Origin of the sequence: Desertibacillus haloalkaliphilus (assembly GCF_019039105.1) — a bacterium.
Lineage (GTDB): Bacteria > Bacillota > Bacilli > Bacillales > KJ1-10-99 > Desertibacillus > Desertibacillus haloalkaliphilus.
In genome coordinates this window covers 1-429 of record NZ_JAHPIV010000157.1, presented here as the reverse complement: position 1 = coordinate 429, position 429 = coordinate 1, and the positions used below count along the sequence as shown (strand labels likewise).

General features: G+C 43.1%; 1 protein-coding gene. It reads left to right on the top strand.

Annotated features, from left to right (window positions below; all coding sequences use genetic code 11):
* The coding region (locus KH400_RS21325) for an ATP-binding cassette domain-containing protein (RefSeq protein ID WP_217228064.1) at positions 1-429 on the top strand (429 nt) is incomplete at both ends.

The following is a 429-nucleotide window of genomic DNA, read 5'->3' as shown; positions in this document are numbered from 1 at the left end:
AACATACACAGGAAGAGATTTTACACAATATCTCCTTGAAAGTAGAAAAAGGCCAAACCGTTGCGCTTGTAGGAATGAGCGGCGGAGGGAAGTCGACACTCGTCAGCTTAATTCCAAGATTTTATGATGTCACAAGCGGATCACTCGAAATTGACGGCATTGATATTAAAGAGTACAAGGCAAGAAGCCTGCGTAATCAAGTCGGGATGGTGCTCCAAGATACATTTTTATTCAGTGACACCATTAAAGAAAATATCGCTGTGGGAGACCCGGAAGCATCCTTTGAGAAAATTGTGTCGGCTGCCAAAGCGGCTAATGCGCATGATTTTATCATGTCTCTTCCTGAAGGATATGACACGAAAGTAGGAGAACGTGGCGTAAAGCTATCAGGCGGTCAAAAACAACGAATTTCAATTGCAAGGGTATTTC